The 24561-nt window shown below is 72.6% G+C and carries 22 protein-coding genes; 7 read left to right on the top strand and 15 right to left on the bottom strand.

Annotated elements, in window-relative coordinates; translation table 11 throughout:
- The first annotated feature begins 91 nt into the window (after window positions 1–91).
- Complete coding sequence (locus ACZ3HQ_RS12565) at window positions 92–2524, top strand: Tex family protein (RefSeq protein ID WP_467510068.1); 2433 nt, start codon at window positions 92–94, stop codon at window positions 2522–2524.
- Window positions 2525–2573: 49 nt separating this feature from the next.
- On the opposite strand, the gene ACZ3HQ_RS12570 is transcribed toward ACZ3HQ_RS12565, so the two are convergent.
- The 4 genes from ACZ3HQ_RS12570 to ACZ3HQ_RS12585 all read right to left on the bottom strand — a co-directional run bounded on the left by ACZ3HQ_RS12570 (window position 2574) and on the right by ACZ3HQ_RS12585 (window position 8218).
- Window positions 2574–4214 carry an ABC-F family ATP-binding cassette domain-containing protein gene (locus ACZ3HQ_RS12570; RefSeq protein WP_467510070.1) on the bottom strand — a complete coding sequence of 547 codons (1641 nt, stop codon included), beginning with the start codon at window positions 4212–4214 and terminating at the stop codon, window positions 2574–2576.
- Between the two features lie 13 nt (window positions 4215–4227).
- A complete protein-coding gene (locus tag ACZ3HQ_RS12575) occupies window positions 4228–5250 on the bottom strand; it encodes an oxidoreductase (protein WP_467510072.1) in 1023 nt (340 codons plus the stop codon).
- Window positions 5251–5383: 133 nt separating this feature from the next.
- Window positions 5384–6211, bottom strand: coding sequence for an MOSC domain-containing protein (locus ACZ3HQ_RS12580; RefSeq protein WP_467510074.1), 828 nt, complete (start codon window positions 6209–6211; stop codon window positions 5384–5386).
- A gap of 66 nt (window positions 6212–6277) precedes the next feature.
- Window positions 6278–8218, bottom strand: coding sequence for a Xaa-Pro dipeptidyl-peptidase (locus tag ACZ3HQ_RS12585; protein WP_467510076.1), 1941 nt, complete (start codon window positions 8216–8218; stop codon window positions 6278–6280).
- Between the two features lie 173 nt (window positions 8219–8391).
- On the opposite strand from ACZ3HQ_RS12585, the gene ACZ3HQ_RS12590 reads away from it, so the two are divergent.
- Window positions 8392–9882 carry a M1 family metallopeptidase gene (locus tag ACZ3HQ_RS12590; RefSeq protein WP_467510078.1) on the top strand — a complete coding sequence of 497 codons (1491 nt, stop codon included), beginning with the start codon at window positions 8392–8394 and terminating at the stop codon, window positions 9880–9882.
- Window positions 9883–9894: 12 nt separating this feature from the next.
- Here ACZ3HQ_RS12590 and ACZ3HQ_RS12595 read toward each other — a convergent pair whose 3' ends face one another.
- From ACZ3HQ_RS12595 to ACZ3HQ_RS12605, 3 genes are read right to left on the bottom strand one after another with little or no spacing between them, the layout of a single operon-like run.
- Window positions 9895–10791 (bottom strand): PfkB family carbohydrate kinase, encoded by an 897-nt coding sequence (locus tag ACZ3HQ_RS12595; protein ID WP_467510080.1) that lies wholly within the window; start codon window positions 10789–10791, stop codon window positions 9895–9897.
- Window positions 10788–11276, bottom strand: coding sequence for a macro domain-containing protein (locus tag ACZ3HQ_RS12600; RefSeq protein WP_467510082.1), 489 nt, complete (start codon window positions 11274–11276; stop codon window positions 10788–10790). The genes ACZ3HQ_RS12595 and ACZ3HQ_RS12600 overlap by 4 nt, the downstream gene beginning before the upstream one ends.
- Before the next feature lie 42 nt (window positions 11277–11318).
- Window positions 11319–12785, bottom strand: coding sequence for an amino acid permease (locus ACZ3HQ_RS12605; RefSeq protein ID WP_467510084.1), 1467 nt, complete (start codon window positions 12783–12785; stop codon window positions 11319–11321).
- 207 nt (window positions 12786–12992) lie between these two features.
- On the opposite strand from ACZ3HQ_RS12605, the gene ACZ3HQ_RS12610 reads away from it, so the two are divergent.
- Window positions 12993–13709, top strand: coding sequence for a MerR family transcriptional regulator (locus tag ACZ3HQ_RS12610; protein ID WP_467510086.1), 717 nt, complete (start codon window positions 12993–12995; stop codon window positions 13707–13709).
- Window positions 13710–13734: 25 nt separating this feature from the next.
- Here the strand turns inward: ACZ3HQ_RS12610 and ACZ3HQ_RS12615 are convergent, their stop codons facing one another.
- The 3 genes from ACZ3HQ_RS12615 to ACZ3HQ_RS12625 are packed head-to-tail and all read right to left on the bottom strand — an operon-like array spanning window position 13735 to window position 15262.
- Entirely contained in the window at window positions 13735–14208 is a 474-nt protein-coding gene (locus ACZ3HQ_RS12615) for a hypothetical protein (protein WP_467510088.1), read from the bottom strand.
- A complete protein-coding gene (locus ACZ3HQ_RS12620; RefSeq protein ID WP_467510090.1) occupies window positions 14205–14522 on the bottom strand; it encodes a hypothetical protein in 318 nt (105 codons plus the stop codon). Before ACZ3HQ_RS12620 ends, ACZ3HQ_RS12615 begins: the two co-directional genes overlap by 4 nt.
- 50 nt (window positions 14523–14572) lie before the next feature.
- The gene (locus ACZ3HQ_RS12625; RefSeq protein WP_467510092.1) at window positions 14573–15262 is read right to left on the bottom strand and encodes a DJ-1/PfpI family protein; all 690 of its coding nucleotides are present in this window, start codon (window positions 15260–15262) and stop codon (window positions 14573–14575) included.
- A 122-nt stretch (window positions 15263–15384) separates the two neighbouring features.
- Between ACZ3HQ_RS12625 and ACZ3HQ_RS12630 the strand changes: the two genes are divergently transcribed.
- On the top strand, window positions 15385–16323 hold the full coding sequence (locus tag ACZ3HQ_RS12630) for a GlxA family transcriptional regulator (RefSeq protein ID WP_467510093.1): 939 nt from the start codon (window positions 15385–15387) through the stop codon (window positions 16321–16323).
- 59 nt (window positions 16324–16382) lie between these two features.
- Here ACZ3HQ_RS12630 and ACZ3HQ_RS12635 read toward each other — a convergent pair whose 3' ends face one another.
- From ACZ3HQ_RS12635 to ACZ3HQ_RS12645, 3 genes are read right to left on the bottom strand one after another with little or no spacing between them, the layout of a single operon-like run.
- On the bottom strand, window positions 16383–18557 hold the full coding sequence (locus tag ACZ3HQ_RS12635) for a 3-hydroxyacyl-CoA dehydrogenase NAD-binding domain-containing protein (RefSeq protein WP_467510095.1): 2175 nt from the start codon (window positions 18555–18557) through the stop codon (window positions 16383–16385).
- Window positions 18558–18599: 42 nt separating this feature from the next.
- On the bottom strand, window positions 18600–19814 hold the full coding sequence (locus ACZ3HQ_RS12640; RefSeq protein ID WP_130329048.1) for an acetyl-CoA C-acetyltransferase: 1215 nt from the start codon (window positions 19812–19814) through the stop codon (window positions 18600–18602).
- Window positions 19815–19836: 22 nt separating this feature from the next.
- Window positions 19837–20964 (bottom strand): CaiB/BaiF CoA transferase family protein, encoded by a 1128-nt coding sequence (locus ACZ3HQ_RS12645; protein ID WP_467510097.1) that lies wholly within the window; start codon window positions 20962–20964, stop codon window positions 19837–19839.
- Between the two features lie 221 nt (window positions 20965–21185).
- Here ACZ3HQ_RS12645 and ACZ3HQ_RS12650 point away from each other — a divergent pair, with 221 nt between their 5' ends.
- The gene (locus tag ACZ3HQ_RS12650; protein ID WP_467510099.1) at window positions 21186–22388 is read left to right on the top strand and encodes a saccharopine dehydrogenase family protein; all 1203 of its coding nucleotides are present in this window, start codon (window positions 21186–21188) and stop codon (window positions 22386–22388) included.
- An 86-nt stretch (window positions 22389–22474) separates the two neighbouring features.
- On the opposite strand, the gene ACZ3HQ_RS12655 is transcribed toward ACZ3HQ_RS12650, so the two are convergent.
- Window positions 22475–23182, bottom strand: coding sequence for an endonuclease V (locus ACZ3HQ_RS12655; RefSeq protein WP_467510101.1), 708 nt, complete (start codon window positions 23180–23182; stop codon window positions 22475–22477).
- 43 nt (window positions 23183–23225) lie between these two features.
- Here ACZ3HQ_RS12655 and ACZ3HQ_RS12660 point away from each other — a divergent pair, with 43 nt between their 5' ends.
- Window positions 23226–23522: a YciI family protein gene (locus ACZ3HQ_RS12660; protein ID WP_467510103.1), complete on the top strand. Its 297-nt coding sequence runs from the start codon at window positions 23226–23228 to the stop codon at window positions 23520–23522.
- Window positions 23523–23534: 12 nt separating this feature from the next.
- Here the strand turns inward: ACZ3HQ_RS12660 and ACZ3HQ_RS12665 are convergent, their stop codons facing one another.
- Window positions 23535–23864 carry a plasmid stabilization protein gene (locus ACZ3HQ_RS12665; protein WP_467510105.1) on the bottom strand — a complete coding sequence of 110 codons (330 nt, stop codon included), beginning with the start codon at window positions 23862–23864 and terminating at the stop codon, window positions 23535–23537.
- Window positions 23865–24071: 207 nt separating this feature from the next.
- Between ACZ3HQ_RS12665 and ssgD the strand changes: the two genes are divergently transcribed.
- Window positions 24072–24488, top strand: a complete 417-nt coding sequence (gene ssgD / locus ACZ3HQ_RS12670) for a spore wall synthesis regulator SsgD (RefSeq protein ID WP_467510107.1) — start codon at window positions 24072–24074, stop codon at window positions 24486–24488.
- Window positions 24489–24561 lie beyond the last annotated feature (73 nt).

Below are 24561 nucleotides of genomic sequence, written 5' to 3' on the forward strand. Positions count from 1 at the left end.
CGGGGCGCCCGGTGCGCCCTGTCGTCCGCATCCCGGTGCCACCTGCCACAATTGCCGCGCAACGTCAGGCGTCAGAAGGCGGTACGGGATCGTGACGACACCCCTCACAGGGTCCATCGAAGGCAGGATCGCCGGGGAACTCGGCGTACGGGAGCGGCAGGTGAAGGCCGCGGTGGAACTGCTGGACGGCGGTTCCACGGTGCCCTTCATCGCCCGCTACCGCAAGGAGGCGACGGAGCTCCTGGACGACGCGCAGCTTCGCAGTATCGAGGAGAGGCTGCGGTATCTGCGCGAGCTGGAGGACCGCCGGAGCGCGATCCTGGAGTCGGTGCGCGAGCAGGGCAAGCTCACTCCCGAGCTGGAGGAGCGCATCCGGGGCGCCGAGACCAAGGCGCGCCTGGAGGACATCTACCTGCCGTACAAGCCGAAGCGGCGCACCAAGGCGCAGATCGCGCGGGAGGCCGGTCTGGAGCCGCTGGCCGAGGGGCTGTTGAGCGATCCGTCGGTGGAACCGGCGGCCGCCGCGGCCGCGTTCGTGGACGCGGACAAGGGTGTCGCGGACACGCAGGCAGCCCTGGACGGCGCGCGGGCGATCCTGACGGAGCGGTTCTCCGAGGACGCCGACCTGATCGGCGAGCTGCGCGAACGGATGTGGACGCGCGGCCGGCTGGCCGCCAAGGTGCGGGAGGGCAAGGAGGAGGCGGGCGCCAAGTTCGCCGACTACTTCGACTTCACCGAGCCGTTCACCGCGCTCCCCTCGCACCGGATTCTGGCGATGCTGCGCGGCGAGAAGGAGGAGGTCCTCGATCTCGTCCTGGAGCCGGAGGAGCCCACGGAGGCCGGCCGGTCTTCCTACGAGGGCATCATCGCGAACAGGTTCGGCATCGCGGACCGGGGCCGTCCCGGTGACAAGTGGCTCGCCGACACGGTCCGCTGGGCCTGGCGCACCCGCGTCCTGGTCCACCTCGGCATCGACCTGAGGCTGCGGCTGCGTACGGCCGCCGAGGACGAGGCGGTCGACGTGTTCGCCGCCAACCTGCGCGACCTGCTGCTGGCCGCCCCGGCCGGCACCCGTGCCACGCTGGGCCTGGACCCCGGTTTCCGCACCGGGGTGAAGGTGGCCGTGGTCGACGCGACCGGCAAGGCCGTCGCCACCGATGTGATCTACCCGCACGTGCCCGCCAACAAGTGGGACGAGGCGATCGCCAGGCTGGCCCGGCTGGCCAAGGAGCACGCGGTCGACCTGGTCGCCATCGGCAACGGCACCGCCTCCCGCGAGACGGACAAGCTGGCGACCGAACTCATCGCCAAACACCCGGAGTTGAACCTCACCAAGGTGATGGTGTCCGAGGCGGGCGCTTCGGTGTACTCGGCGTCGGAGTACGCCTCCCGTGAACTGCCCGGCATGGACGTGTCGTTGCGCGGCGCCGTCTCCATCGCCCGGCGGCTCCAGGACCCGCTGGCCGAGCTGGTGAAGATCGACCCCAAGTCGATCGGCGTCGGCCAGTACCAGCACGACCTCTCCGAGGTGAAGCTGTCCCGCTCGCTGGACGCGGTGGTCGAGGACTGTGTGAACGGCGTCGGTGTGGACGTCAACACCGCGTCCGTGCCGCTGCTTTCGCGGGTGTCCGGCATCTCCGCGACGCTGGCCGAGAACATCGTGACGCACCGCGACGAGAACGGCCCGTTCACCTCGCGCACGGAACTGAAGAAGGTGCCCCGGCTGGGCCCGAAGGCGTACGAGCAGTGTGCGGGCTTCCTGCGCATCCGGGGCGGCAGCGACCCGCTGGACTCCTCCAGCGTGCACCCGGAGTCGTACCCGGTGGTGCGGCGGATGGTGAAGACGACGGGGCAGGAGGTGGCCTCGCTGGTCGGCAACACCGGGGTGCTGCGCTCGCTGCGGGCCGCCGACTTCGTGGACGACACCTTCGGTCTGCCGACGGTGTCCGACATCCTGAAGGAGCTGGAGAAGCCGGGCCGCGACCCGCGTCCGGCGTTCAGGACGGCCACCTTCAAGGAGGGCGTGGAGAAGCTCTCCGACCTCTCCGCGGGGATGGTGCTGGAGGGCGTGGTGACGAACGTGGCCGCCTTCGGCGCGTTCGTGGACATCGGCGTGCACCAGGACGGTCTGGTGCACGTGTCCGCGATGTCGAAGACGTTCGTCAAGGACCCTCGGGACGTCACCAAGCCGGGTGACATCGTCAAGGTGAAGGTCCTGGACGTGGACATCCCGCGCAAGCGGATCGCGCTGACGCTGCGGCTGGACGACGAGGCGGCCCCGCAGGAGCGCGGCCCCCGGCAGCAGCGGGGCGGCGGCGCGCGTCCGCCCCAGCAGCGGCAGGGCCAGGGCGGTCAAGGCCAGGGCCAGGGCCAGGGCCAGCGTCAGGGCGGTGGCGGTCAGGGCCGTGGGAACGGCGGCGGCAAGGACCGGGGCGGCCGTCCCGCCCCCGCCCCGGCCAACAGCGCCATGGCGGACGCGCTGCGCCGCGCCGGTCTGGTCGACCCGAAGAAGGGCCGCCGCTGACCTCTGCCCCGCCCCCGGCCCGGCCTCGACGCCGGGCCAGGGGCGGGGTTCAGCGTTCGGTCACGTGGCCGTCCGCGACCTCCAGGCGGCGGGTCACCTTGATGGCGTCCAGCATGCGGCGGTCGTGGGTGACCAGCAGGAGCGTGCCCTCGTAGGCGTCGAGCGCCGACTCCAACTGCTCGATGGCGGGCAGGTCGAGGTGGTTGGTCGGCTCGTCCAGCACCAGCAGGTTGACGCCCCGTCCCTGGAGCAGGGCGAGGGCGGCGCGGGTGCGCTCGCCGGGCGAGAGGGACGCGGCCGGACGCAGTACGTGGTCGGACTTGAGGCCGAACTTGGCCAGCAGGGTGCGTACCTCGACCGGCTCGGTGTCGGGCACGGCCGCCTGGAAGGCGTCGAGCAGTGACTCGGAGCCGTGGAACAGCTTGCGGGCCTGGTCGACCTCGCCGACCAGCACCCCGGAGCCCAGCGTGGCGTCGCCGGAGTCCAGCGGGACCCGGCCGAGCAGCGCGCCGAGCAGGGTGGACTTGCCCGCGCCGTTGGCCCCGGTGACCGCGATCCGGTCGGCCCAGTCGATCTGGAGCGAGACCGGCCCGAAGGTGAAGTCACCGCGCCGGACCTCGGCGTCCCGGAGCGTGGCCACCACGGCGCCGGAGCGCGGGGCGGCGGCGATCTCCATGCGCAGCTCCCACTCCTTGCGCGGCTCCTCCACCACGTCCAGGCGCTCGATCATCCGCTGGGTCTGCCGGGCCTTGGCGGCCTGCTTCTCGCTGGCCTCGCTGCGGAACTTGCGGCCGATCTTGTCGTTGTCGTTGCCCGCCTTGCGCCGGGCGTTCTTCACGCCCTTGTCCATCCAGGAGCGCTGCGTCTGCGCCCGGTCCTGGAGGGCGGCGCGCTTGTCGGCGTACTCCTCGTAGTCGTCGCGGGCGTGCCTGCGGGCCACGTCCCGCTCCTCCAGGTAGGCCGCGTAGCCGCCGCCGTAGAGGTTGATCTGCTGCTGGGCCAGGTCGAGTTCGAGGACCTTGGTGACGGTGCGGGTGAGGAACTCGCGGTCGTGGCTGACGACGACGGTGCCCGCGCGCAGCCCTGCGACGAAGCGTTCCAGCCGCTCCAGGCCGTCGAGGTCGAGGTCGTTGGTGGGCTCGTCCAGCAGGAAGACGTCGTAGCGGGACAGCAGCAGGGAGGCGAGTCCGGCGCGGGCCGCCTGGCCGCCGGACAGGGAGGTCATGGGCCGGTCCAGGCCGACGGCGAGGCCGAGGGTGCCGGTCACGTCCTGGGCGCGTTCCTCCAGGTCGGCGCCGCCCAGGTTCAGCCAGCGGTCCAGCGCGGTGGCGTACGCGTCGTCGGCGCCGGGCAAGCCGTCGACCAGGGCCTGGGTGGCCTCGTCCATGGTGCGCTGGGCCTCGGCGACGCCGGTGCGGCGGGCCAGGAACTCGCCCACGGTCTCGCCCTCCTTACGCTCGGGCTCCTGCGGGAGGTGGCCGACGGTCGCGGTCGGCGGGGAGAGCCGCAGCTCGCCCTCCTCGGGCGGGGTGAGCCCGGCGAGGATCTTGAGGAGGGTGGACTTGCCCGCGCCGTTGGCACCGACCAGCCCGATCACGTCTCCGGGCGCGACGACGAGGTCGAGCCCGGTGAAGAGGGAGCGGTCGCCGTGGCCGGCGGCGAGGTTCTTGGCGACGAGGGTGGCAGTCATCAGGACGCCGATTTTAGTCGCGGGCCGACGCGCCCCGGACCGCTGCCACCAGCACCTCGCCCGAGGTGCGGGCCACGAGGTACGCCTCGCCCCGGACCGTCCTCGGGTCCAGCGGCAGCCGGTGGCGGCCGGGGCCGAGGGCGGCGTCCAGCACGGTACGGACGTGGGTGCGGCGGAGCCGGTCGAGGCGGTACGCGGTGAGCTGCACGCGGCCCGGCGCGGTCACGTCGATCTCGGCGGCGTACGGGGTCGCGGTCAGCGCGGCGAGGCGGCGGCGCTCGTCCGGGGCCCGGTCGAGGGCCTGCTGGAGCTGGGCGACGAGGATCGGGACGACCGGGGCCGGGTCGTCCACGAGGACGGTGCCGGTGCGCTCGAACACCTCGCGCAGGGCGGCGCGTTGGGTCTCGGAGAGGACCAAAGCGGCTCCGTAGGAGCTGAGTTCCCCGGCGGGGACGTCGGTGGCGTCCGGGGTGATGTCGGCGCCGATGCCGATCCCGCGCAGGGCGGCCGCGAGCTTGGCGAGGAGGCCGGCGCGGGGGCCGATGAGCAGTACCCGGCACGGCGGGGCGGCGGTGGTGCCGTCCAACAGGGCGGTGAGGGCGGCGCGGTAGGCGGGGCCGTGGAAGTGGAAGGGGCCGGTGCCGTGGTAGCCGTCGCGGTCGAGGTCGACGTGCTCGCCGGTCTGCCAGGCGAAGTCCCGCCAGCGGTAGTCGTCGCCGTCCCGCTCGATGACGACGGTGACGGCGCCGCACCCGAGGTCGGCGCACTCCGGGCAGCCGTAGAGCACGAACCGGCCGCCGGGCAGCGGGGGTTCGTCCTCCAGCAGCAGGGCGCGCACCTGGGCGTCGAGGACGGCGGGCGGGAGGTCGGAGGCGAGCGGCGACACGGCGTCGAGGTCGGCGAGCCGGAAGAGCAGCGGGCTGCCGTCGACGACGAAGTCCACGAAGTCGCGGTGGACCTGGTGGCCGCCGTCGGCGAGCACGGCGCCGACGCGGGTCGCCGGTTCCAGACCGAAGGTGGCGTAGACGGGTGACATGAGATGAGTATTCCCACGTACGGCCCGGGCAGCGGTCCGCACAGGCGCTCGCTTCCCGGCCGCCGCCTGCGGGAGCGGCCCCGGCCGGCGGCGGACGAACGCACGGCCGAGGGCGTACGGGCCGTACGGCGGCTTACCTCTCCGACTCGCCCCACTCCCCGACGGCCACCTCGTCCCCCACCGACACCTTGCCGGGGCGCAGTACGGCGAACTTCGCCCCGAAGACGACCCCACCACGGGCGGCGCGCCGGTATACGGCGAGGGTGCGCAGGGGCTCGGGGCCCGAGCGGGCGGCGGTCTCCTGGTCGACCATGGTGACGGCGCAGCGGACGGCGAGCTTGGTGTAGCCGAGTTCGGCCGAGCCGAGGGCGAGGTGGTGGGCGCGGTCCTCGGTGTGGGGCTCGGGCCAGCCGTCGACGACGATGTTGGGGCGGAAGCGGTTCATCGGCAGCGGGCCCTCACCGCGTTCGGCGAGCTTCTCGTTCAGCAGGTCGAGCGTGGCGCGGGACAGGATGTGCACGGCGGAACTGTCGGCGTACCCGGAGGTGCCCGGTGTCCTGCCGTCGGTCACCCGGTCGTGGTCGGGCGGTACGCGGACCAGCCGGCTGGGCGCGCCGAGCACGGAGGACAGCCAGTCGGCCACCGTGTCGCCCTGGTCGATCCCCCGGTAGGCGCCGCCGAACAGTTCGACGGGCCGGGCGGGGCCGGACGCGTCCACGTCGATGGCCAGCGTCCCGAAGTCCGGTGCTTCCAGGGTGAGTCGGGTGCCGTCGTGTGTGACTCCGGGCTGGATCAGGATCAGCCGTGGGTCGCGCCGCTGGGTACGGAAGACCCCCTCCTCGCTCACGACCATGAAGCTGCGGTCGTGCGCGAGTCCGGCGGGCGTCAGCCGCGCCTGGTCGACGGGGACGCCGGCGCAGCCCTTGACGGGGTAGTACGTCAGCTCGGTGACGACTGGCATGAGCACTCCGACCGACCGGCGACCTGGGCGAGGGTGCCATCGTCGCACCCCCGCCCGGGCCGGTGTCTACCCGGCGCGGCAGCCGTCGCCGTGGCCCGTGAGGCAGCGCGGGGTGCCGACGACGGTGAGAGCGCGCTCGGTGAGCGGTGCGGTGGTGGCGCGGTCCAGGGCGGCCGGGCCGCCGGTGAGCGGGAGCCGGGCGGTGGTGCGGGCCAGGTCGAGGGTGAGGGCGGGGCGGCCGGCGGGCGGTTCGATGAGGTCCTTGTCGGTGCCCGCCACGACCAGCGCCAGCCGGTGGCCCTCGGGCACGACATGGTCGGTGGCGGCGAGGTCGAGCGTCATCGTGTAGGCGCGGCCGGGGGTCAGCGGGACGCCCTTGGTGAGCGAGGCGTGGTGGCCGAGGTCGGCCCAGCCCCGGCTGACGACGGTGGCTCCCACGTCGGCCGTCTTGGCCGCGGTGGCCTTGAAGCAGGCGCTGTCCCCGGCCGTGCTCGCGCCGTAGCAGGTGCGCCCGGTGAGGGTGGTGATGCCCTCGCCGCCGTCGGCGTAGTCGCGGATGGTGTCCGGGCCCAGGTCGACCAGGACGGCGGAGAGGTGGGCGCTGCTGGTGCTCGGGGTGGCGGTGACGGTCACGCGGGAGGAGCCGGAGATGCGCAGCGGGCCGGTGAGGGCCGGGGTGAGGAAGGCCGCCTTGTCGGGCGTGGACCTGGTGAGGTCGGCCGCCCAGTCGGTCTCGCTCCGGCTCGGGTCGTCGGTGAACGTCTCGGTGCCGGTGGCGCGGCGCAGGCCCAGGGTGCCGACGCCGGGGGTGGTGCCACGGGCCGGGTGGAGCGTGGTGGTCCGGGTGCCGCGCGGGGGCCAGACGGCGGAGGTGGTCCACTGGTCGGGGTGGCGCTCGATGTCGGCCATGGGCTCGCGGTCGATGCCGTTGTCGTAGCCGAGGAGTTCGTGGTCGAACCAGCGGTGCAGGGTGTCGACCCAGGCGCCGCGCCGGAAGTCGAAGGGGTCGACGTGGCCGGTCTGGGAGAGCCAGATCTTGCGCTCGACGCCGTGCTTCGCCAGCGCGTCCCACCACTGGCCGACGTGCTTGGTGCGGACGTTGAGGTCCTGCATGCCGTGCACCAGGAACACGCTGGCGCGGACCTTGCCCGCGTCCTTCACGTAGTCCCGCTCGGTCCACAGCCGGGTCCAGTCGCCGGAGTCGGGGCTGCCGTCGGCGAGTTCCTTCTGCACGGCGGCGCAGTGGGCCTGTGCGTCGTCGCTCTGCACGTACCCCGCGAGTTCGTCGGGGCCCCCGTCGTAGAGCTGGGCGCCCTGGGCGAAGTAGTAGTCGTACCAGGAGGAGATGCCGCTGATCGGGACGATGGTCTTCAGGTTCCTGACGCCGGTGGCGGCGACGCCGTTGGCGATGGTGGCGTCCCAGCTCTTGCCGATCATGCCGGTGGCGCCGTCGGTCCAGCTCGCCTTGACCTGCGTACCGCCGGTGCGGCTGGTGTAGGCGCGGGCCCGGCCGCCGAGCCAGTCCACGACGGCCTTGGCGGAGCCGATGTCGGAGCGGCCGCCGACGTCCACGCAGCCGTCGCTGCGGTTGGTGCCGGCGAGGTCGACGCCGACGAAGGCGTAGCCGCGAGGAACGAAGAAATTGTCGTAGAAAAGAGGCATTTGCACGACGTGACCCTGCGCGTCGTACGTCTTGCGCTGGCTCTCGTTGCCTCGGCCGCAGCAGGAGTAGTAGGGGCTGGCGTCCATGATGACGGGCACCTTGCGGCCCTGCCGGGCGGGTTCGGACGGGCGGACGATGTCGGCGGCGACGCGGTCGGTGCGCCCGTCGCCGTCCTCGTCCAGGCCGGTGTCCACCCAGACGGACTCGCGGACGGCGTCGGCGTACGAGTAGACGGGCCTGCTCTCGCGCGGTGCCGCCCGGGCGGCGGTCGGGGCGAGGAGGACGGCCGTCAGCGCACCGACGGCCAGGACCGCGAGCGTTCTCCAGAGCGAGCGAATCGGCATGGGCGGACGCTACTCCCGTCAACACCCGTACAGAAGAGGGCCTTTCGGCGGTCACCGGGACGCGTGACGGCTGAATGGCGATCGTGTGACAGCAGAGGTCGTGGACACGCCAGAAGCGTCCGGGACTGAATAGGCTCCGAACAGACTTCCTGTCCAGAAGACTTGGAGCTGACGTGCACCGCAGAATCATCGCGCCGGGCGCCCTGGCCGCGGCCTCCCTCCTGCTGGCGATCCCGGCGTCGGCCGCGTCGTCCGCACCCGGCGCGCCGGGCATCGGCGACCCCTACTACCCGCAGTACGGCAACGGCGGCTACGACGTCTCGCACTACGACCTGAGGCTCCAGTACCAGCCGAGGACGGACGAGCTCCAGGGCACGGCGACCATCCTGGCGAAGACCACGCAGGACCTGTCCAGCTTCGACCTGGACTTCCTGCTGGACGTCAGCGAGGTGCGGGTCAACGGCACCAGGGCCGCCTTCACCACGTCCGGCGAGCACGAGCTGGTGGTCGTCCCCAAGACCCCGCTGACCAAGGGCACGCAGGTCACCGTGGTCGTCCGCTACAGCGGGGTGCCCTCCACGAAGAGCGCGTACGGCTTCTCCACCTGGCACCGCACGCCGGACGGTGCCGTCGCGGCGGACGAGCCCGAGGCGGCCTGGTGGTGGTTCCCGAGCAACGACCATCCCAGCGACAAGGCCACCTACGACGTGTCGGTGGCGGTGCCGGACGGTACCCAGGCGATCTCCAACGGCACGCTGGCGTCGACCAGTTCGAAGCTGGGCTGGACGCGTTACAACTGGCGTCAGGACAAGCCGCAGGCGACCTATCTGGCCACTCTCGCGCTCGGCCGGTTCGACATCACCACCTCCACCTCCGAGGGCGGGGTGCCGGTGATCAACGCGTACAGCAAGGACCTCGGCGCGAACGACGGCGCGGCGCGGGCGAGCGTGGAGCGCACCGGTGAGCTGGTGGACTGGCTGAGCGGCTATTTCGGGCCGTATCCGTTCTCCTCGGCGGGCGGTTACGTCCCCAACACCACCACCGGGTACGCGCTGGAGACGCAGACCCGCGTCTTCTACAGCCCCAAGCAGTTCGCGGCCGGCTCCAACACCTCGCTGGTCGTGCACGAGCTGGCCCACCAGTGGTACGGCGACGATGTCTCGCTCAAGGGCTGGAAGGACATCTGGATCAACGAGGGCTTCGCCCGGTACGCGCAGTGGCTCTGGTCCGAGCACGAGGGCGAGGGCACCACGCGCGAGCTGGCGGACTACGTGTACGCCTCGCACCCGGCCGACGACCCGTTCTGGACCGTCAGGCCCGGTGACCCCGGCCCGGAGGCGCAGTTCGACCTCGCGGTCTACGACCGGGGCGCGCTGGCCGTGCAGGCGCTGCGCGAGGAGATCGGCGACGACGCGTTCTTCGCCGTGCTGAAGGGCTGGCCGCAGAAGCACGCCTACGGCAACGCCTCGGTGGCCGACTTCCAGAAGTACGCCGAGCAGGTGTCCGGCGAGCCGCTGGCCGCGCTCTTCGACACCTGGCTGTTCCAGCCGTCGAAGCCGGACGCACGGGACTCGGCCTCTTCTGCCCGGTCGCTGACGGCGAAGGCCGCGCAGCCGAAGTCGTGGAAGAAGATCGAGGCGACGAACGAGGTGCACGCGCACTGAGTCCCGCTGTGTCTAGGCCGTGACGGTCTCCTCCCCGAGGAGGCCGTCACGGCCTATCGCGTCCGTGCGGGTGGCGGGGACGGTGCAGGCGTAGGCGCCCGCGAGCGCGCCGTAGCGGGCGCAGCGCTCGGGCGGCTGCCCGGCGAGGCGGCCGTAGAGGAACGCGGCGGCGAAGGCGTCGCCCGCGCCGTTGGAGTCGACCACCGGGGCGGGCGGGGTCGCGGGCGGGACGTGGGTCAGTTCGCCGTCGGCCAGCAGATGGGCGCCCTCGGCGCCCGCCGTGGCGACGACCACCTGGGCCCGGCCGCGCTCGGTTATCCGGCGCATGGTGCGCTCGGGGTCGGTGAGGGCGGTGGCGGAGAGGAAGACCAGGTCGGCGGCGAGGGCGTACGGCTCGTGGTACGGGTTCTCGCCGTCCCAGTCGTGCAGGTCGGTGGAGAGCGGTACGCCGGTCTCCCTCAGCAGGGGCAGGGCCTCGGCGCAGGGCTGGGTGATGGTCACGTGGACGTGCCGGGCGGCCGTCGCGAGGGGGCGCAGCACGTCGTCCGGGAAGCGGTCGCCGGGGCGGGCGCGGCTGGTGTCGTACAGGGAGAGGCGGCGGCCGTCGGGGCCGACCAGGTTGACGGCGCGCTTGGTGCCGGAGGGCTGGGGCAGCGCGGTCAGGGCGATGCCGCGGTCCCGGTGGAGGGCCCGGACGAGGTCGCCCTCGGGGTCGTCGCCGATCAGGTCGAGGTGGTGGACGTCGAGGCCCAGCGCGGCCAGGCCCAGCGCGACGAAGTCGCCGGTCTGCCCGGCGCGGGTGTGCACGCCGGTGTCCACGGGATAGCTGTCGGCGAAGGGCAGCGGCAGCTCGGGCACGCGGACGATGGTGTCCACCCCGGCACCGCCCAGCACCAGCACGTCCGTCATGCGCCCTCCCCCAGGTCGTACACGGTCACGGGAATGCCCCGCCCCGCCAGCCGCCCGGCGACGAGCGGCTCCACAAGCGCCCACTCACCGCCCGCCAGCCCGCAGCCTATCCGGGGCATGTGCACGGAGACACCGACTCCGGCCACTCGCTCCGCGAGCCGCCCGAGCGCGGTGTCGATCGCGTCGTACCGCACCGGGACGCCCTTGCCTCGGCCCTTGATCCCGTGCTGGCCGATCATGTTGGCCACCCACAGGCGCGGGCCGACCTCCACGAGCTGGACGGCGCCCAGGCCGAAGTCGTTCGCCGCCCGCCCCCGGTACCAGGCGCGGTAGGCCGCCTCCGGCTCCGGCCAGCGCTTGGACAGCGCGGAGACGAAGCCCCTCCCCCAGCCGCCGATGTCGTTGCAGACATGGGCGATCACGCGGGCGCCCTCCGCACATGGCGCGGTGGCGTCACCCCGGATGTAGACGATCTCCTCCGACATGACGCCACCGTAAGGGCTGCCGCTGACAGTGGCTGTGACCTGCTACTTCGTGAGGTCGGTCAGCTCTCGCTCGGCGTTGGCGGTGACGCGGCGGCGGACGCCGAACCAGCCGGCGACCAGCAGGACCGCGATCAGCGGGATCAGGTACAGGGTGCGGCGGCCCACCTCGGGGTCGTTCCACATCATGCCGAGACAGACCAGCAGGAAGGCGATGGTGACGATCTCGGTGACCGGGCTGAACTTGAGCTGGAAGCGCGGCCGGGTGACCAGGCCCGCGCGGGCGCGGCGGACGAAGACCATGTGGCAGACCATGATGATCACCCAGGTGCTGATGATGCCGAGGGAGGCCACGTTCAGCACGATCTCGAACGCCTGGCTGGGCACGAGGTAGTTCAGGCCGACGCCGAGCACGCAGACCGCGCAGGTCAGCAGGATGCCGCCGTAGGGAACCTGGCTGCGGTTCATCCGGCTGGTGAACTTCGGCGCGGAACCGGCCATGGCCATCGAGCGCAGGATGCGGCCGGTGGAGTACAGGCCCGAGTTCAGCGAGGACATGGCGGCGGTCAGCACCACCAGGTTCATCACGTCGCCGGCCGCCGGGATGCCGATCTTGGACAGGACGGTCACGAACGGGCTCTGGTCGGCGGAGTACACCGAGCCGGGCAGCAGGAGGGCGAGCAGCACCACGGAGCCGACGTAGAACACGCCGACGCGCCACATGATCGAGTTCACCGCGCGCGGCACGACCTTCTCGGGCTCCGCGGTCTCACCGGCGGCGACGCCGACCAGTTCGAGGGCGGCGTACGCGAAGATCACGCCCTGCATCACGAGGACGACGGGCATCATGCCGTGCGGGAAGATCCCGCCGTGATCGGTGATGAGGCTGACGCCGGGCTGGTGACCGCCCACGTCGTGCTGGGTGGCCAGCAGGAAGATACCGATGAGCATGAAGCCCACCAGGGTGGCGACCTTGATGATCGCGAACCAGAACTCCATCTCGCCGAAGATCTTCACCGAGATCAGGTTCACGGCGAGCACCACGGCCAGCGCGACGAGTGCCAGCACCCACTGCGGTATGGACGTGAACATGCTCCAGTAATGCGTGTAGAGCGCGATCGCGGTGATGTCGGCGATGCCGGTGGTCGACCAGTTCAGGAAGTACATCCAGCCGGCGACATAGGCGCCCTTCTCACCGAGGAACTCACGCGCGTACGACACGAAGGACCCGGAGGACGGGCGGTACAGGACCAGCTCGCCCAGCGCGCGGACCACGAAGAAGGCGAAGACTCCGCAGACCAGGTAGGCCAGGGCGAGCGCGGGGCCCGCGTTGTGCAGGCGGCCGCCCGCTCCGAGGAACAGGCCGGTGCCGATGGCGCCGCCGATGGCGATCATGTTGACGTGGCGGGCCTTGAGGTCCTTGCTGTAACCGGCGTCGCCCGCGTCCGCGGGCGTCTGGGCCGCTTGCCTGGTGGCAGCGGCCGGGGCCGAGTCAACGGCGTCCTTGCTCACGGGTCGTTCCACTCTCTGGTACTCCCGGACCACGAGGGACCGGTTCCTTACAGGGCGGCCCGCCCGCACGATCGTGTCGCGGTACAGACCAAGGCAGCAGTTTCCCAGAGAGATCACCCGATATGCGGTGTTCCACGTCACAGAGCGGCACTTCTCACATGACCTTCGCGGGTTTCACACTCCTGCTGCGACAGCGATACTGCTGCGATGACGACCGAGGCCGAGGACCCCACCCTCACCATCGACGAGCTGGCCGCGCGGTCCGGCGTCACCGTGCGCACGGTGCGTTTCTACGGCACCCGCGGTCTGCTGCCGCCGCCCGAGATAGGCCCCCGCCGGGTCGGCCGGTACGGCCGTGAGCACCTGGCCCGCCTCGCGCTCATCGAGGAGCTGCGGCTCCAGGGGATGACGCTGGCGGCGATCGAGCGGTACATCAGCCGGCTCCCGGCCGACCTCACCGCCCAGGACCTCGCGGTGCACCGGGCGGTCGTCTCCTCCTGGGCCCCCGAGGCGGTGGAGACGGTCGGCCGCGCCGAGCTGGACCGCCGCGCAGGGCGCCGGCTCACCGAGGACGACGTACGGCGTCTCGCGGCCATGGACGTCCTGGTCCCCGAGGGGGACGGCTGGCGTGTGGACACCGGCATGCTGCGCCTCGCCGTCCAGCTCCTTGACCTCCCCTTCTCCCAGGAGGTCATCCTCGCCGCCCGCACCACCCTCCTCGACCACTCCCGCGCGGCGGCCCGCGAACTCTCCTCCCTCCTCCGCGACGCGGTCCCCGAACACACCCCCCAGGACGTCCGCACCCTCTCCGCCCACATGCAGCCCCTCGTCGTCCAGGCCCTCCTGACCACGTTCCAGCGGTCCTTGCGGCAGGAGGTCAGGGAGTGGCTGGGGGACGACGAGGGGCGCGGCCGGGAGGACTAGAGGGTCGTGCACGGCCGGGTGCGGATCACGCGCCCGTGGTGGAGCCGGGGCGGACGATCATCAGCACGGTGACCGTGGCCCACAGCAGGTTGAAGACGCCGGTGAGCATGGCGAGGCGGCCGGGTGCCACGGGGCTCGGCAGCGGGACGGGACCGGTCATCGAGGCCAGCGCACGGTCCTGGGCGGGCAGGATCAGCAGGGCCAGGATCGCCGCGGCCGCCGCGGTCAGCACGATCGAGGCGATCAGCCAGCCGTCGCCGAGGACACCGAGACTGCCGGCGGTGGCGAAGCCGAAGAGCGGGACGGCGACGCCGATGCCGGCGTAGACGCGGCAGATGCGGTGCAGGGTCCGCAGGGTCGTCCGGGCGGCGCCCTCGCCGTCGGCGGGGCCACCGAGGGCGCCGCGCAGCGTTGCGGGAAACATGCTCGCGGCCACGGCGACCGGCCCCACCGCGAGGAGGGCGGCCAGGACGTGCAGGGAGAGGAGCACCTTGGTCATGCCGCCTGCTCCCCGTCCGGCCGGCGCTCGCCGGTGACCTTCGAGGAGGGGAGGCGGCCGGCCCGGGAGGTCCCCCGGAGGGTGTCACCGTCGACCGTGACGTCGAACGCCAGGTTCAGCCGCAGGGGCTGGGTGACGGCCTGCTTCCAGGTGAGCCGGTCGCCGTCGAGGACGACATCGCTGAGCGGCACCTCCTCACCGGCTCCGCGGGCGACGCCCGTCAGGAGTCCGTTCCGCTCGCGGAGTTCCACCACGGCCCTGATCCGGCCGACGGGTGTGGAGACGGACAGGTGCCAGGTGCCTTCTACGGACATGCCGATGTTCCTTCTGACGGTGCGAGAGGGGGAGCGGGCGGGCCGCGTGTTCAGAGGGCGGCGGGCGCCGGCCCCTGGGCGCGCCAGACGGTGCCGCGCCGCTCGTGGGAGAACAGCTCTTCGACGGCGTGCGCGACCCGGGGACCCACCTCGCGCTCCAGCAGATACAGGCCCAGGTCGAGCCCGGAGGTGACTCCGGCGCCGGTGACCAGGTCGCCGTCGTCCACGACGCGGGCGCGGACCGCGTGGGCGCCGGTGGCGTCCAGCAGGTCGAGGCCCAGGTGATGGGTGGTCGCGTGACGCCCGTCCAGCAGACCCGCCAGGGCCAGGACGAGCGAGCCGCCGCAGACGGCGGCGACCGTGATGCCCGGATCGTCCATGGCCTGCTTGAGGAGTGCGGGGAGCCCGGTCGTCAGCGTGCGGGCCAGCACCACCGGAATCAGCTCGTCCTGCGCCCGCCCGCCGCCGCCCGCCTCGTCGTCCGGCACCTCGCCGGGTTCGCCCACGCGCCCGGAGGCGCCGGGCACCAGGAGCAGGTCCGTGCGGGCCAGGTCGACGGCGCCGGTGGCGCGCAGGGTCAGCCCTCCGGTGCCGCTGACCACCTCACGCGGCCCCTCCGCGGAGACCAGCTCGACGCTCACCGCGCCGTCCGACGCCGAGCCGCCGGCGTACAGCACCTCGTAGGGGGCGATGACGTCGAGCGGGTCGAAGCCGTCGAACAGGACGATCTGGGCGTGCATGGGGGTTCCCTCGGGTCGTTCTCCTTCGGACACCCGAAGTCAACCGGTTGCCGTCGTGATCGCCCAGTGGCACTAATGACAAGGTGCGACGGGAAAGCGCCAAGGAGAGGTACATTCCTGCCATGCACACCGTCGCCGTCCTCGCCCTGGACCGGGTGATCCCGTTCGACCTGTCGACCCCGATCGAGGTGTTCTCCCGCACCCGCCTGCCGGACGGGCGGCCCGGCTACCAGGTCCGGGTGTGCGCCGAGCGCGACGAGATCGACGCCGGAGCCTTCACCGTGCGCGCCCCCTGGGGGCTGGAGGGTCTCGACGGCGCGGACACGATCATCGTGCCGGGTGTCGCGGAACCCACCGCCCCGCTCTCCCCCGCCGTGCGGGACGCGCTGCGGTCGGCCGCGGCCGCGGGCACGCGGATCGCCTCCGTCTGCGTGGGCACCTTCCCGCTGGCCGCCACCGGTCTGCTGGACGGCCTGCGCGCCACGACCCACTGGCGTGCGGCCGCTCTCCTGGCCGCCACCCACCCGGCCGTCGACGTCGACCCGGACGTCCTGTACGTCGACAACGGCCAGTTCCTCACCTCGGCGGGCGCGGCCGCCGGCCTGGACCTGTGCCTGCACATGATCCGTCGTGACTACGGCTCGGCGGTCGCCGCCGACGCGGCCCGCCTGTCGGTGATGCCGCTGGAACGCGCGGGCGGGCAGGCCCAGTTCATCGTCCACGACCACGCACCGACCCCGCAGGGCTCCGAGTGGGAGACGCTGCTCGCCTGGCTGCGGGAGAACCTGGCCCGCGATCTCACCCTCGCCGACATCGCGGAGCGCGCGGGAACCAGCAAGCGCACCTTGATCCGCCGCTTCCGCGACCAGACCGGCACCACCCCGCTGCAATGGCTGCACCGCGCCCGCGTCCGCCAGGCGCAGCACCTGCTGGAGACCACGGCCCACTCCGTCGAACGCATCGGCCATCAGGTCGGCTTCGCCTCCGCCACCACCTTCCGCGACCGTTTCAAGCGCACCACCGGCGTCAGCCCGCAGACCTACCGGCGCACGTTCGCCTGAACGACGAGGGGCGCCCTCCGGAGGACCGGGCCCCCGGAAAGCGCCCCGCGCGGAAGACGTCAGCGCGCGTCGGTGAAGGTCTCGCCCTTCTCCGCCTTCTCCACCAGCAGCGCGGGCGGGGTGAACCGCTCCCCGTACCGCTCCGCCAGCTCGCGCGAGCGGGCCACGAAGCCCGGCAGGCCGCCTTCGTAGCCGTTGATGTACTGGAGGACGCCGCCGGTCCAGCCGGGGAAGCCGATGCCGAGGATGGAGCCGATGTTGGCGTCGGCGACGGAGGTGAGGACGCCTTCCTCCAGGAGACGGACGGTGTCGAGGGCCTCGGCGAAGAGCATGCGTTCCTGCATGTCCTCGAAGGGGATCTCGTGGCCCGGCTTGGTGAAGTGCTCGCGCAGGCCCGGCCAGAGGGCGGTGCGCCTGCCGTCCTCGTAGTCGTAGAAACCGGCGCCGCCGCTGCGGCCGGGGCGGTCGAACTGGTCGACCAGGCGGTCCACGACCTCGTCGGCCGGGTGCGGGGTCCAGGTGCCGCCCGCCTCCTCCACGGCACGGCGGGTCTCCGCGCGGATCTTGCGCGGGAGGGTCAGGGTCAGCTCGTCCATGAGGGAGAGGACCTTGGCCGGGTAGCCCGCCTGGGCCGCGGCCTGCTCCACCGACGCGGGTTCGATGCCCTCGCCGACCATCGCGACGCCCTCGTTGATGAAGTGGCCGATCACCCGCGAGGTGAAGAAGCCGCGCGAGTCGTTGACCACGATCGGCGTCTTGTTGATCTGCCGGACCAGGTCGAAGGCGCGGGCCAGCGCCTCGTCCCCGGTGCGCTCGCCCTTGATGATCTCGACCAGCGGCATCTTGTCGACCGGCGAGAAGAAGTGCAGCCCGATGAAGTCGCCCTGCCGCTCGACCCCCTCGGCCAGCGCGGTGATGGGCAGCGTGGAGGTGTTGGAGCAGAGCAGCGCGTCGGGCTCCACGACGGACTGGATCTCCTGGAACACCTTGTGCTTGAGCGCGGTGTCCTCGAAGACCGCCTCGATCACCGCGTCGCAGCCCGCGAGGTCGGCCGCGTCGGCGGTCGGGGTGATCCGGGCCAGCAGGGCGTCGGCCTTCTCCTGGGAGGTGCGGCCCTTGGCGACGGCCTTGGCGCAGAGCTTCTCGGAGTAGCCCTTGCCCTTGGCGGCCGCCGCCGGCGAGATGTCCTTCAGGACGACCTCGATGCCGGCGCGGGCGCAGGAGTAGGCGATGCCCGCGCCCATCATGCCCGCGCCGAGCACGGCCACCTTGCGGACCTTGCGCGGCTCGATGCCCTTCGGGCGGCTGACGCCGGAGTTGACGGCCTGGAGGTCGAAGAAGAACGCCTGGATCATGTTCTTCGCGGTCTGCCCGGCGGCCAGCTCCACGAAGTAGCGGGCCTCGATGACCTGCGCGGTCTCGAAGTCGACCTGGGCGCCCTCGACCGCGGCGGCGAGGATGTTGCGCGGCGCCGGGTAGGGCGCGCCGTTGGTCTGCTTGCGCAGCGAGGCCGGGAAGGCGGGCAGGTTGGCGGCGAACTTCGGGTTGGCCGGGGTCCCGCCGGGGATCTTGTAGCCGGGCTTGTCCCAGGGCTGCCGGGACTCGGGGTTGGCGTCGATGAAGGCGCGGGCCCGCGCGGTCAGCTCCTCCGGCGTCTGGACCACCTCGTGCACGAGCCCGTTGTCCAGCGCGCGGCGCGGGTTGTACTGGGTGCCCTGGAGCAGCACCTTGAGCAGCGCGTCGGTGATGCCGAGCAGCCGGACGGTACGGGCGACGCCGCCCCCGCCGGGGAGCAGGCCGAGGGTGACCTCGGGGCAGCCGATCTTGGAGCCGGGGGCGTCCAGGGCGATCCGGTGGTGGCAGGCGAGGGCGATCTCGAAGCCGCCGCCGAGGGCCGCGCCGTTGATGGCGGCGACCACGGGCACGCCGAGGGTCTCGATGCGGCGCAGGTTCCGCTTGATGGCGAGGCCGCCGTCGAAGAGGTCCTGGGCGGTGTCGGGGGTGACCCGGATCAGGTCGCGCAGGTCGCCGCCCGCGAAGAAGGTCTTCTTGGCGGAGGTGAGGATGACGCCCCGGATCGAGTCCTTCTCGGCCTCCAGCCGGTCGGTGATCACAGCGAGGGACTCGCGGAACGCCTGGTTCATGGTGTTCGCGGACTGGCCGGGGTCGTCGAGGACGAGGGTGACGACACCGGTGTCGTCCTGTTCCCAGCGGATGGTGGTGCTCTCGGTCATGGCAGTCGTCTTTCGTAGAAGTCGCTTGGTTCCGCTGGCAGTTCAGACGCGTTCGATGATCGTGGCGATGCCCATGCCGCCGCCGACGCACAGGGTGGCCAGGCCGTACCGCTTGTCCTGGCGCTCCAGTTCGTCCACGAGGGTGCCGAGGATCATCGCGCCGGTGGCGCCGAGGGGGTGGCCGAGCGCGATGGCGCCGCCGTTGACGTTGACCTTGTCCAGGGACAGGCCCATGTCCTTGACGAAGCGCAGGACGACGGCGGCGAACGCCTCGTTGATCTCGACCAGGTCGATGTCGTCGATGGTCAGCCCGGCCTTGGCGAGCGCCTTGCGGGTGGCGGGGGCGGGGCCGGTGAGCATGATGGTCGGCTCGGAGCCGGAGACGGCGGCGGAGACGATCCGGGCGCGGGGAGTGAGGCCGTACCGCTCCCCCACCTCGCGGGAGCCGATGGCGACCAGGGAGGCGCCGTCCACGATGCCGGAGGAGTTGCCCGCGTGGTGGACGTGGTCGATCTTCTCCACCCAGTGGTACTTCTGCAGCGCGACCGCGTCGAAGCCGCCGAGTTCGCCGATGTCGGCGAAGGACGGCTTGAGACCGGCGAGGGAGTCGGCGGTGGTGCCGGGGCGAGGGTGCTCGTCGTGGTCGAGGACGGTCAGGCCCGCGCGGTCCTTGACCGGGACGACCGAGCGCTCGAAGCGGCCCTCCTTCCAAGCGTTGGCGGCGCGCTCCTGGGACAGGGCCGCGTACTCGTCGACGTCGCGGCGGCTGAAGCCCTCGATGGTGGCGATGAGGTCGGCGCCGATGCCCTGCGGGACGAAGTTGGTGGCGAGGTTGGTCATCGGGTCGTTGAACCAGGCGCCGCCGTCCGAGGCCATCGGCACCCGCGACATCGACTCGACACCGCCCGCCAGCACCAGGTCCTCCCAGCCGGAACGGACCTTGGCGGCGGCCGTGTTGACGGCCTCCAGACCCGAGGCGCAGAAGCGGTTCTCCTGTACGCCGGCCACGGTGTCCGGGAGACCGGCGGCGACGGCGGCGATGCGGGCGATGTCGGAGCCCTGGTCGCCGACGGGGCCGACGACGCCGAGCACGATGTCGTCGATGGCGGCCGGGTCCAGACCGGGGAAGCGGGCGCGGATCTCGTGGATCAGGCCGACGACCAGGTCGATCGGCTTGGTGCCGTGCAGCGCGCCGTTGGCCTTGCCTCGGCCGCGCGGGGTGCGGATCGCGTCGTACACAAACGCTTCGGTGGTCACTGGTGTGCCTTTCGGGAGGGTGTCAGGCGGTGGCTTCGGGGAGGTCCCAGTCGCGGGCCACGTCCTCGGCGCCGGTGCCGGGCAGGGCGGGGCCGGTGCGGACGCGGGTGGGGGTGGCGGAGAAACGTGGGGCGGGGGCGGGCTGGACCAGCCCGTCGTGCTCGGTGAAGGTGGCGCGGGCGGCCAGGTGGGGATGGTGCGGGGCCTCGCGCAGGGTCAGTACGGGGGCCACGCAGGCGTCGGTGCCCTCGAAGCGGGACGTCCACTCGGCGCGGGTGCCGGACTTGAAGCGGGCGGCGACCCGTTCGCGCAGCTCGGGCCAGCGAGCCGGGTCGTGGTGGGCGCCGGCCAGGCCGTCGAGGTCGAGGAGGCGGAGGAACTCGGCGTAGAACCGGGGTTCCAGGGCGCCGACCGCCATATACGTGCCGTCGGCGGTCTCGTAGGTGCCGTAGTAGGGGCAGCCGCCGTCGAGGAGGTTCGCGGCGCGGCGGTCCTGCCAGGCGCCCGCGGCGAGCATGCCGTGGATCATGGCGGAGAGGTGGGCGGTGCCGTCCACGATGGCGGCGTCCACCACCTGGCCGGTGCCGGTGGCGCGGGCGTGGTGCAGGGCGGCGAGGACACCGACGACGAGGTAGAGGGAGCCGCCCGCGTAGTCCCCGAGGAGGTTGGCGGGCAGGGCCGGGGGTTCGCCGGGGCGGCCGATCATGCCGAGGGTGCCGGTGACGGCGATGTAGGAGGCGTCGTGCCCGGCGCGGTCGGCGAGCGGGCCGTCCTGGCCCCAGCCGGTCATCCGGCCGTAGACCAGGCGGGGGTTGCGGGCGTGGCAGTCGGCGGGGCCGACACCGAGGCGCTCGGCGACGCCGGGGCGGAAGCCCTCGATCAGCACGTCGGCGCGCTCGGCGAGGTCGAGCACGCGCGCGGCGCCGTCCGGGGCCTTGAGGTCGACCACGACGGAGCGCTTGTTGCGGTTGGTGACGTCGCGCGCGGGGTCGATGCCGAGGCCGGGGCCGTCGGGGCGGTCCACCCGGACCACGTCGGCGCCGAGGTCGGCCAGGAGCATCGCGGCGAAGGGGCCGGGCCCGATCCCGGCCAGCTCGACCACCCGCACCCCGCTGAGCGGTCCCTGCCCCGGCGTCGTTGCCGTCGTCATGCCGTCATGCCCCCAAGCGCGTATGACACAAACGATGTAACACCGGTGATGCTAGGAACACCGTCGACCCGGCACAAGACCTGAACGAGCGGGCGCTTAGCGAAGTGCCCCGGTGCGCCCCGATTCCCCGGGCACACCGCACGGGGCGCCCGCCGGGCCCCGCACCGCTCACGCTAGCCTCGGCCCCCGACAGTCGCGCGGGCTGCACGGCAAGGAGTGTCATGAGCAGGCTGAAATCGACGGAACGTCCCTCCGGCACGGACCGCCCCTACGACATCGTGCTGTTCGGCGCCACCGGCTTCGTCGGCACGCTGACGGCGGAGTATCTCGCCGCCCACGCTCCGAAGGGCCTGCGCTGGGCCGTCGCGGGCCGGGACCCGGGCAGGCTTGAGGCGCTGCGCGAGCGGCTGCCCGGCGGCTCGGCCATCGGAGTGCTCCGGGCCGACGTGAGCGAGCCCACCACCCTGCGGGCGCTCGCGGAACAGGCCCGCGTGGTCGCCTCGACCGTCGGCCCGTACATCACCTACGGCGAGGAACTGGTCGCCGCCTGCGCGGACAGCGGGACGGACTACCTCGACCTCACCGGCGAGCCCGAGTTCGTGGACCTGATGTTCATCCGCCACGACGCCCGCGCCCGCGAGACCGGCGCCCGGCTGGTGCACGCCTGCGGTTTCGACTCCGTACCGCACGACCTGGGCGCGTACTTCACGGTGCGGCAGTTGCCCGAGGGGGTGCCGCTGCGGGTGGACGGGTTCGTCACGGTGAACGCCGCCTTCTCCGGGGGCACGCTCGCCTCGGCGCTCAACCAGTTCGCGCGGGCCGGGAGCATGTGGGCCGCAGCCCGCGACCGGGCCCGGCACGAGCCGCGCCTGATGGGCCGCCGGGTCTCGGCCCCCACGGGCGCGCCCCGGTTCGCCGGGGAGGTCGGCGCCTGGGCGCTGCCGCTGCCCACCATCGACCCGCAGATCGTGGGCCGCTCCGCCAGGTCCCTCGACCGCTACGGCCCCGACTTCCGCTACCGGCACTACGCGGCGGTCGAGCACCTCCCGGTCGCGGCGGCGGGGCTCGCGGGTGTGGGCGTCCTCGCGGTGGCGGCCCAGCTCGCCCCCGTCCGCTCCTGGCTCTCCGGCCGGCTCCAGCCCGGCGAGGGCCCGGACGCCGAGAAGCGCGCCCGGAGCTGGTTCCGCGTCCGCTTCGTCGGCGAGGGCGGCGGACGGCGCGTGTTCACCGAGGTCACGGGCGGCGACCCGGGTTACGGGGAGACGGCGAAGATGTTCGCGGAGGCGGCCCTGTCGCTGGCGACGGACGACCTCCCGGACCGCTCCGGTCAGCTCACCCCGGCGACCGCGATGGGCGACGCGCTGCTGGAACGGCTGCGGGCGGCCGGGATCGGCTTCCGGGTGGTGGCCGAGCGGAGCGCGTGAGGGAAGTTCGGTTCTCCCGCCCGGCTTCCGCTTCCGGCGGAGCTACGGGCTGGGGCTGCGCGAGCTGTCCCGCGACGCGCCGCTGATCAAGTCGGCGTGCCGAGAGTCCGCAGCGCCCTTCGGCACAGGGAGTCCGCCCTGCGGGTCGTCTCCGGGAGGCGGTACCGCGGGGTGAGCGCGAGGGTGTGGGCGACGGCGTTCTCCAGGGACACCCGGTGCCCCACCGAGACGTACACCGGCTTGACCTCGCTCCGGGTGCGCAGGGCCGCGCCCACCTCCTCCCCGTCCTCCCCGTCCTCCGCGAGCAGCGAAGCGGTGCTCCCCCGCGCCGGGGCGAGGGCGGGGTGGGTGAAGGTGAACGGGTTCTTCGCCACGCCCATCGTGGGCAGTCCGGTCAGGACGCCCAGGTGGCTGGCGAGGCCGAAGCGGCGGGGATGGGCGAGGCCGTAGCCGTCGCAGACGACGAGACCGGGCGGACAGGGCAGCGCGTCCAGGGCCGCGAGTACGGCGGGCAGCTCGCGGAAGGCGAGCAGGCCGGGGACGTACGGAAAGGCGACCCGGCCCACGGCGGTCGACTCGGCGACGACGGCGAGGGTGGCCGCGTCCAGGACCACGGCCGCCGCCGCGACCAGGTCGCGCGCGTCGTCGTAGGCCACGTCCACGCCGGTGACATGGCCGGTGCCGGGCGGCGGGCCGGGCTCGTCGCGGACGACACGGCCGCGCAGCGCGTCCTGGACGGCGTGGGCCTCTTCCCCGGTGGCGGGCCAGTCGGCGGGAACCTGTGCGGTGATCATGGTGGCCACGAGCCTATCGGGGCGCGGGGGTAGGCTCGCGATCATGTTCGTACTGGAGCTGACGTACACCGCCCCGCTCGACGCCGTCGACGCCGCCCTGAGTGCTCATGTGTCGTGGCTGGACGAGCAGTACGACAAGGGGCTCTTCCTCGCCTCCGGCCGGAAGAACCCGCGCGACGGCGGGGTGATCCTGGCCGTCGGGGACAGCCGGGCGGAGATCGAGGCGGTCGTCGCACAGGACCCGTTCGTCACGGCCGGGGTGTGCGAGTACCGCGTCACCGAGTTCACCGCCACGAAGACGGCGCCCGAACTGACGCGGTACCGGCAGAGCGCGAGCTGACCCGGCCGCGGCTCACTTCTTCTTGTCCAGCGCGCTCCGGAGCTGCTCCTTGTTCATGTCGGAGCGGCCGTGGATGTTGCGCTGCTTGGCCTCGTTGTAGAGCTGGTCGTACGTCGGGCCCTGCGAGCCCTTCCCGGAGCGCCGGCCGCCGCGCTCCCCGGAGGACATGTCCTGCGTGGAGGTACGGCTGGCGGTCCTGGACTCACCGGTGCGGGCGCGCTCCTTGTTGACCGTGCGCGCGGCGATCTCCTCGGCGCGGTCCTGGCTCGCCCCCCGGTCCAGCTCGCTCTCCTTGATGTGCTCGTACTGCCGCTCACGCTTGGGGCTGGAACCGGCTGGCATGGTCGCTCCCTTCGTCGCCCTGCGGGCCTGCGCAGGCTGTCCGGTAGGGAAGCGAGTACCCGGATTCGGACCCGTTTCGCACCCCGGAACCGTGACCGAGGTCACTCCGCAGGGGTGTGCACGGAACGGAGGCTTCCGTCGTCTCTCCCGGTGTCGGGCCGCGCCCCGCCGAGGAGCAGTGTCCAGCCGTCCGAGGGAGCACACGCTTTGTCCACCGTGATCGAGGCAATCGTGGAGGCGCGTCTGGTCGCCGCCGCGCCCCGCATGCCGAGCATTCCCGCCGCCCTGCACTACGACCGGCGCGACCCCTACGCCGTCCGGATGACCTTCCCCGCCCCGGCCACCCTGGCGGGCGTGGAGGTGTGCTGGACCTTCTCCCGCGAGCTGCTCGCCACCGGGCTGCACGAGCCGCAGGGCCAGGGGGACGTGCGGGTGCGGCCGTACGGCTACGACCGGACCGTGCTGGAGTTCCACGCGCCGGAGGGCACGGCCGTGGTGCATGTGCGCTCCGGGGAGATCCGGCGCTTTCTGCGGGCGGCCGGTGAGCTGGTCCCGGTGGGCCTGGAGCACCTTCAGCTCGACCTGGACCAAGGGCTGGCCGAGCTGATGCGGGACTCCGGCTGACCGGCTCCCGCGTTAATCGCGTTGACAGGCTTCGAGGCCGTTCGTAGCGTGTACAGCAGTTCTGTTGCCGTCG

This window comes from Streptomyces sp. NPDC018263, assembly GCF_055562575.1.